This is a genomic window from Kitasatospora sp. NPDC007106 (assembly GCF_040634455.1).
Lineage (GTDB): Bacteria > Actinomycetota > Actinomycetes > Streptomycetales > Streptomycetaceae > Kitasatospora > Kitasatospora arboriphila.
This window is the reverse complement of the sequence record NZ_JBEYFP010000377.1, coordinates 1-5,799: the sequence shown is the minus strand read 5'-3', so window position 1 is coordinate 5,799 and position 5,799 is coordinate 1. Positions and strand designations below refer to the sequence as shown.

Below are 5,799 nucleotides of genomic sequence, written 5' to 3'. Positions count from 1 at the left end.
CACATCGTCGTCGACGCCCACGACCTGCCCGCCCTCGCCCGGTTCTGGGCCGAGGTGCTGGCGGCGAGCCCCACCGCCGCCGCTCCCGCCGGACGGCCGCCCCGAAGCGGCGCCGGGCGGCCATCCTGACGGCTGCCGGCCTCGCCCTCGGCGGCGCCGGTGTGCTGGCCCTCGTGGCACCGGACGGCAGCGGCGCCGCACGCCCGATCAGCGCGCCGGTGGACGACACCGTGCCGGCGGCGAGCGACACGCCCACCGTGGCCCCGGCCACCACCTCGGCCGCGCCCACCCGGCAGGTCTCGGCGAAGCCGTCGAAGTCCGCGAGCGCGCGGCCCAGCGCCTCCGCCTCCGCGTCCGCACCGACGGCCACCGCGGCGCCGACCACCGCCCGGCCGACCGCGACGGCGACCGTGCGGCCCAGCCGCAGCCCCTCGCCGAACCCGTCGAAGTCCTGCACGCCGTTCCTGTTCTGGTGCACCTGACCCCCGGCGCGGCTCAGCCGTTCAGCAGCTCGGCCAGGTACGCGGCATGGCTGATCCCCACCTCGTGCGAGGCGGTGAGCAGCGTGAGCGGGCCGCGGTGGGCCAGGTCGCGCAGGTGGTCCAGGGCCTCGGCGCGTTCCGGTTCGTCCAGTTCGGTGCGGTAGCGGCGGCGGAACTCCGTCCGGCGTTCCGGGTCGTGTCCGTACCAGCGGCGCAGCTCGGTGCTGGGGGCGACGGTCCTCGCCCATTCGTCGAAACCGGCGTCCGCCTTCCTGAGGCCGCGCGGCCAGAGCCGGTCGACCAGGACGAGGGTGCCCTCGTCCGGTCCGGGTTCGTCGCGGAGCCTGCGGCAGGTGACGGCCATCCGGCCATGCTCGCGCGCCGCCCGCCGGATTCCGTGGCTACGCTGCGGAGTGTCCCGGATGCTGCCCGTACGGCCCACCCGCCCGCGGGGCGGGGCGGTTCCGGGCGGCGGCCGGGCGCGGCGACGAGGAGGCGGGGCCATGGGGTGGGACGGGGTGGCCGGGCCGCTGGCGGCGGCGGGCGTGCTGTTCCGGGACGCGGCGGGCCGGGTGATGGTCGTCCGGGCGGTGTACGAGAGCCGGCACCCGGTCGAGGTGCCGGGCGGCGGCTGGGAGCCCGGGGACGCGACGCTGCGGGCGACCGCCGTGCGGGAGCTGCAGGAGGAGATGGGGCTGCGGCCGCGGCTGCTGGCGCTGGCGAGCGTGGACTGGGCGATGAGCCGCACCCGGCCGCCGATCGTCTCCTTCCTCTACTGGGCGCAGCCGCTGACCGCGGCGGAGCTGGCGGCCGTGCGGCTGCAGGAGGACGAGCTCGGCGGGTACGCCTTCGTGACGCCCCGGCAGGCGGCCTCGGCGCTGCCGCCGCGGCTGTCGCGGCGGGTGGCGGCGTGTCTGCGGGCGCCGGCCGGGTCGGGTCCGGTGGAGATGGAGGACAGCTTCCCGGTCGGGCCGGCGGCGGCCGGGCTGCCGCCGGTGCCGGCGCCGCCGTACACCCGGGCGGCCGGGCTGGACCTTGCGGGCGGCGACCGGCCGCCGGTGGTGCCGCCGCTGGACCGGGAGACGTACTACGCGACCCGTCCGCGGATCCGGGCCGAGGTCCAGGTGCTCGTCGCCGGTCCGGCCGGCCGGGTGCTCTCGGTGCAGGAGCCGGTGGCGGCCGACCGGGAGACGCCGCGGGGTGCCGCGGCGCGGGTGCTGCGCGAGCGCTTCGCTTCGGTCCGGGCCCCGGGGCGGCTGCTCGCCCTGGACTGGCTGCCCGGCGGCGCTCCGCGCCTGGTGTACGTCTTCGACGGCGGGTGCCCGGGCGGTGGACGGTCCGGCGGCACGGCGGCGGCCGCCGGGGACCGCCGGACCGCGGCCGTGCTGGCCCGTCGGGGAGCTGCGGCCGGTCCGCTCGAACTGGTGGACGGCGCACCGGCGGCCGGCCCCGGGTGATCGGGCCTCCGCGCGGCCCGGGGCACCGGCGGCGGGCGGCGCGCCGGGGGCGGCGGGTGTGACGGCGGCCCGCCTGCGGCATGACAATCGTGGCAGTGGAGCGGCCGGTGCCGCCCTGTCCGAGGAGGTCGTATGGTCCGCGAGATCGAGTCCGCGCTGACCGGGCTGCAGGTGGAGGCCGTCACGGTGGCCGGGCCGCTGCGGCTGGTGCTGTCCGGCGGTGTGGTGCTGACCGTGGCGAACGACTTCCGGGTCCGGACGGCCGCCGAGGTCGAGCACTTCTACCCGGGACTGTCGGTTCCCGCCTCGGGGCTGCTGGCCGGGCTGGTCGGCGCCCGGGTGGCGGGGGCGGCGGTGACCCGGGCCGGCGGGCTGGAGCTGCGCTTCGAACCGGGCGTCACGCTGTCGGTGCCGCCGGACACCGCCGTCGCGGGCACCGCGGCCTGGCAGGTCTCCGGGCCCGGTGGCCCGCTGTTCACCGCGGAGCCCGGCGGTTACCTCGCCGTCTGACCCTGCCGGGTCGGCGGCTCAGCGCAGGTCGAAGACCAGCCGGGCCGTCACCCGGCCCGCGAGGACGTCCTCGAAGCAGTCGTTGACGTCCTCCAGCCGCCGGGTCTCCCGGATCACCCTGGTCCGGCCGAGTTCGTGCAGCCGGAAGACCTCGGCGAGGTCCTGGCGGGTGCCGACGATCGAGCCGACCACCTTCGTCCCGTTCAGCACGGTGTCGAAGACGGGGATCTCCAGGGTGCCGCCGGCCGGCAGGGCGACCAGGACGAGGGTGCCGCCCCGCCGCAGCGCGGCGTACGCGGCCCGGAACGAGTCGTTGCTGACGGCGAGTGCGATCGCGGCGTCCGCGCCGCCGAGCTTCTGCGTCTCCGCGGGGACGTCCTGGATGCGGGCGTCGAGGACGTGGTCGGCGCCGAGGTCCCGGGCCAGCGCCAGCTTCTCGTCGGTGACGTCGACGGCGATCGTCTCGGCGCCGGCGAGGCGGGCGTACTGGAGGGCGAGGTGGCCGAGGCCGCCGATGCCGGAGACGAGCACCCGGGTGCCGGGGCCCGAGTCGGCGACCTTGACCGCCTTGTAGGTGGTGACGCCGGCGCAGGACAGCGGTGCGGCGTCCATCGGGTCGATGCCGTCCGGCACCGGCACCACGTAGTCGCCGTGGGCGAGCGCGTACTCGGCGTAGGCGCCGTCCACGGAGTAGCCGGAGTTGTGCTGCTGCAGGCAGAGCGTCTCCCAGCCGGAGACGCAGTGGTCGCAGTGGCCGCAGGCGTCGGCGAGCCACGGGATGGCGACCCGTTGTCCGAGCCCGACGTGCCGGACGAGGTCCCCGGCCCGTTCGACCACGCCGACGCCCTCGTGCCCGGGGACGAACGGCGGGGTCGGGCGGACGGGCCAGTCGCCGCGGGCCGCGTGGATGTCGGTGTGGCAGAGGCCGGAGGCCTCGATGCGGACCAGGACCTGGTGCGGGGCGGGCTCCGGCAGCGGGCGGTCCTCGATGGCGAGCGGTGCGGTGAAGTCGCGGACGACGGCGGCCTTCATGGCGGTGTCCTCCCGGATCGGCGCGTTCACGGCCGGGCCCTCGGCGGAGCCTCGGCCGCCCCTCCGACCGTCCCCCGGACGGCCCCGCTCGGCAAGCCGGGGACGGCACCCCGGCGCCGCCACCGCCGCCGGCCTGCGCTCGGGGCCCGATCACGGCCGGAGGTGCACGACCCGCCCCTGGCCACGGCCCCGGTGGCACCGCCTAGGATGACGGCCGTTCGACCGCGGCCCGTGGGGCCGCGAACGGGGAGGGGGAACGGTGTTCGGAATCATCAGGCCGTGTCGGCACAGCCTGTCGGAGACGCTGCGGAGCTCGTGGATGGCCCACCTGTGCGGGCTCTGCCTGGCGCTGCGCGACGACCACGGGCAGCTGGCCCGGACGGCCACCAACTACGACGGCCTCGTCATATCCGTGCTGGTGGAGGCTCAGGGGCCGCGGGCGGCGGGCGGGCGCCGGACAGCCGGCCCGTGCCCGCTGCGCGGCATGCGCAGCGCCGAGGTGGCGCAGGGCGAGGGCGCCCGGCTCGCCGCGGCGGTGTCGCTGGCGCTGGCGTCGGTGAAGGTCCGCGACCACGTGCTGGACGCCGACGGGGTGTTCGCGAAGCGGCCGGTCGCCGCGGGGGCGCGGGCGGTGGCCCGGCGCTGGGACCGGCAGAGCACGGGCGGCGGCGCGGGGCTGGGCTTCGACACCGCGGTGCTGCTGGACGCGGCCGACCGGCAGGGGGAGCTGGAGCGGGCCGCCGGGCCGGGCACCTCGGTGCTGCTGGTGACGGAGCCGACGGAGACGGCGACCGCGGCCGCCTTCGCCCACACCGCGGTGCTGGCCGGCCGGCCGGGCAATGCGGCGGCGCTGGCGGAGGCGGGCCGGCTGTTCGGCCGGCTGGCGCACCTGCTGGACGCGGCGGAGGACCAGCAGGAGGACGCGGCCGCCGGGCAGTGGAACCCGCTGACGGCCACCGGCACCGGCCGGGACGAGGCCGAGCGGCTGTGCCGGGACGCGGTGCACGGCATCCGGCTCGCGCTGAAGGACGTCGAACTCACCGAGCGGGCGCTGGTGCACCGGCTGCTCGCGCACGAGACCGGCCTCGCGGTGGACCGGGTGTTCGGCCACGGCGCGGGCTGCTCGGTCACCGCGGGCGGGCAGCACGCGCACGACTCCCACGCCCACGACTCGCACGCCCGCGCGGCTCACGGGGGTGCCGCCCACGGGCACGGCCCGCACCCGGGCGGTCCGCTGATCGGCGAGCCGCCGACCCCGCTGCCGCCGAAGAAGCCGCGGCGCTCGGGCCTCGCCGGCTGCGCGGTGTGGGCCGCGATGGCCTGCACCTGCCAGCTGATGTGCTGCGAGCACGAGGACCCGTTCAGCCGGGAGAAGAGGGAGGGCTGGTGCCAGCGCAACTGCGACTGCGACTGCGGCAATTGCGACTGCAGCGGCTGTGACTGCGACTGCTGCGACGGGTGCGACTGCTGTGACGGCTGCGACTGTTGCGACTGCGGCTGTGACTGCTGAACCGGCCCCTCCCGGGCGCTCTCTCGACGAACTGGAGGGCGCCTGGCCGCCGCCCGGCCCCGGTGCCACCCGGCTGGTGGCCACCGCCCACGCGCTGCGCCGGGTGCCGCTGGGCGAACTCGGTGCGGAGGGCCTGCGCCTGCTGATCGGCCAGGACGTCGGCCTGCCCCACCTGGTGCCGGTGGCGCTCGACCTGCTGGAGGCGGACCCGGCGACGGAGGGAGGCCTGTACCCCGGAGACCTCCACCACGCCGTGGCGGGCCGAAGCCCCGGGTTCTGGGCGAGCCACCCGGACCTCGCGGCGCGGCTCCGCGCCGTCCCGCCCCCGGCCGGTCCCGGGCACGGACGGGAAACCCGCTCCCCGGCTGACGGTGCCGGGCGCTAGCCTGCGTCCGTGCCGATCTTCGTCCACCTCACCTCGGCGGCCAACGCGCCGCGGATCCGCCGCTCGGGCATCCGGGCGGCGGGCCGCGGCGAGCGCGGCGTCCACTGCTTCCCGGTGCTGCCCTCGTACACCCTGACCCACCAGTGGGTGCGCGAGCTCGCCCGCTTCGGCACCCGCGGCGGCCTGGTCGCGGTGCACTTCCGGCTGGACGACGCCGAACCGGTGACGGTCCGCCACTACGGCAGGCCCGGCCGGCAGGTGACGGCGGCCGAGGCCGCCGGGCAGCTGGCCGCGATGGAGGACCCGCGCGGCTGGGAGGTGTTCCTCCCCCGGTCGGTCGCCGCGGGCGAGGTGCACCGGCTGCGCCGCCCTCCGCAGGTGGCCGGCTGGCGGTACTTCCCGGCGTCGCACGGCCGCCGGCCC

At 77.7% G+C, this 5,799-nt stretch carries 7 protein-coding genes and 1 pseudogene; 6 read left to right on the top strand and 2 right to left on the bottom strand.

What is annotated here, in order from left to right:
- Nucleotides 1-161: 161 nt before the first annotated feature.
- A complete protein-coding gene (locus ABZ641_RS23870; RefSeq protein ID WP_359984718.1) occupies nt 162-482 on the top strand; it encodes a hypothetical protein in 321 nt (106 codons plus the stop codon).
- 13 nt (nt 483-495) lie between these two features.
- Here the strand turns inward: ABZ641_RS23870 and ABZ641_RS23865 are convergent, their stop codons facing one another.
- On the bottom strand, nt 496-846 hold the full coding sequence (locus tag ABZ641_RS23865) for a DUF488 family protein (RefSeq protein ID WP_359984716.1): 351 nt from the start codon (nt 844-846) through the stop codon (nt 496-498).
- Nucleotides 847-985: 139 nt separating this feature from the next.
- On the opposite strand from ABZ641_RS23865, the gene ABZ641_RS23860 reads away from it, so the two are divergent.
- Together ABZ641_RS23860 and ABZ641_RS23855 are read left to right on the top strand one after the other, a co-directional pair.
- A complete protein-coding gene (locus tag ABZ641_RS23860; RefSeq protein ID WP_359984713.1) occupies nt 986-1,939 on the top strand; it encodes an NUDIX hydrolase in 954 nt (317 codons plus the stop codon).
- Nucleotides 1,940-2,071: 132 nt separating this feature from the next.
- On the top strand, nt 2,072-2,449 hold the full coding sequence (locus ABZ641_RS23855) for a DUF6188 family protein (RefSeq protein WP_359984710.1): 378 nt from the start codon (nt 2,072-2,074) through the stop codon (nt 2,447-2,449).
- A gap of 18 nt (nt 2,450-2,467) precedes the next feature.
- Here the strand turns inward: ABZ641_RS23855 and ABZ641_RS23850 are convergent, their stop codons facing one another.
- Nucleotides 2,468-3,481 carry a zinc-dependent alcohol dehydrogenase gene (locus tag ABZ641_RS23850; protein ID WP_344624328.1) on the bottom strand — a complete coding sequence of 338 codons (1,014 nt, stop codon included), beginning with the start codon at nt 3,479-3,481 and terminating at the stop codon, nt 2,468-2,470.
- 259 nt (nt 3,482-3,740) lie between these two features.
- On the opposite strand from ABZ641_RS23850, the gene ABZ641_RS23845 reads away from it, so the two are divergent.
- The 3 genes and pseudogenes from ABZ641_RS23845 to ABZ641_RS23835 all read left to right on the top strand — a co-directional run.
- A complete protein-coding gene (locus tag ABZ641_RS23845; protein WP_344624262.1) occupies nt 3,741-4,991 on the top strand; it encodes a DUF5685 family protein in 1,251 nt (416 codons plus the stop codon).
- Nucleotides 4,981-5,376, top strand: coding sequence for a contact-dependent growth inhibition system immunity protein (locus ABZ641_RS23840; RefSeq protein ID WP_344624263.1), 396 nt, complete (start codon nt 4,981-4,983; stop codon nt 5,374-5,376). Before ABZ641_RS23845 ends, ABZ641_RS23840 begins: the two co-directional genes overlap by 11 nt.
- Nucleotides 5,377-5,385: 9 nt before the next feature.
- Nucleotides 5,386-5,799 (top strand): annotated as a pseudogene (locus tag ABZ641_RS23835) (HEAT repeat domain-containing protein); the annotation flags it as partial.

What these genes read in the sequence shown, in the direction of transcription:
- ABZ641_RS23865 (WP_359984716.1), bottom strand. Translation starts at nt 846, where the DNA reads ATGGCCGTCACCTGCCGCAGGCTCCGCGACGAACCCGGACCGGACGAG.
- ABZ641_RS23860 (WP_359984713.1), top strand. Translation starts at nt 986, where the DNA reads ATGGGGTGGGACGGGGTGGCCGGGCCGCTGGCGGCGGCGGGCGTGCTG.
- ABZ641_RS23855 (WP_359984710.1), top strand. Translation starts at nt 2,072, where the DNA reads ATGGTCCGCGAGATCGAGTCCGCGCTGACCGGGCTGCAGGTGGAGGCC.
- ABZ641_RS23850 (WP_344624328.1), bottom strand. Translation starts at nt 3,481, where the DNA reads ATGAAGGCCGCCGTCGTCCGCGACTTCACCGCACCGCTCGCCATCGAG.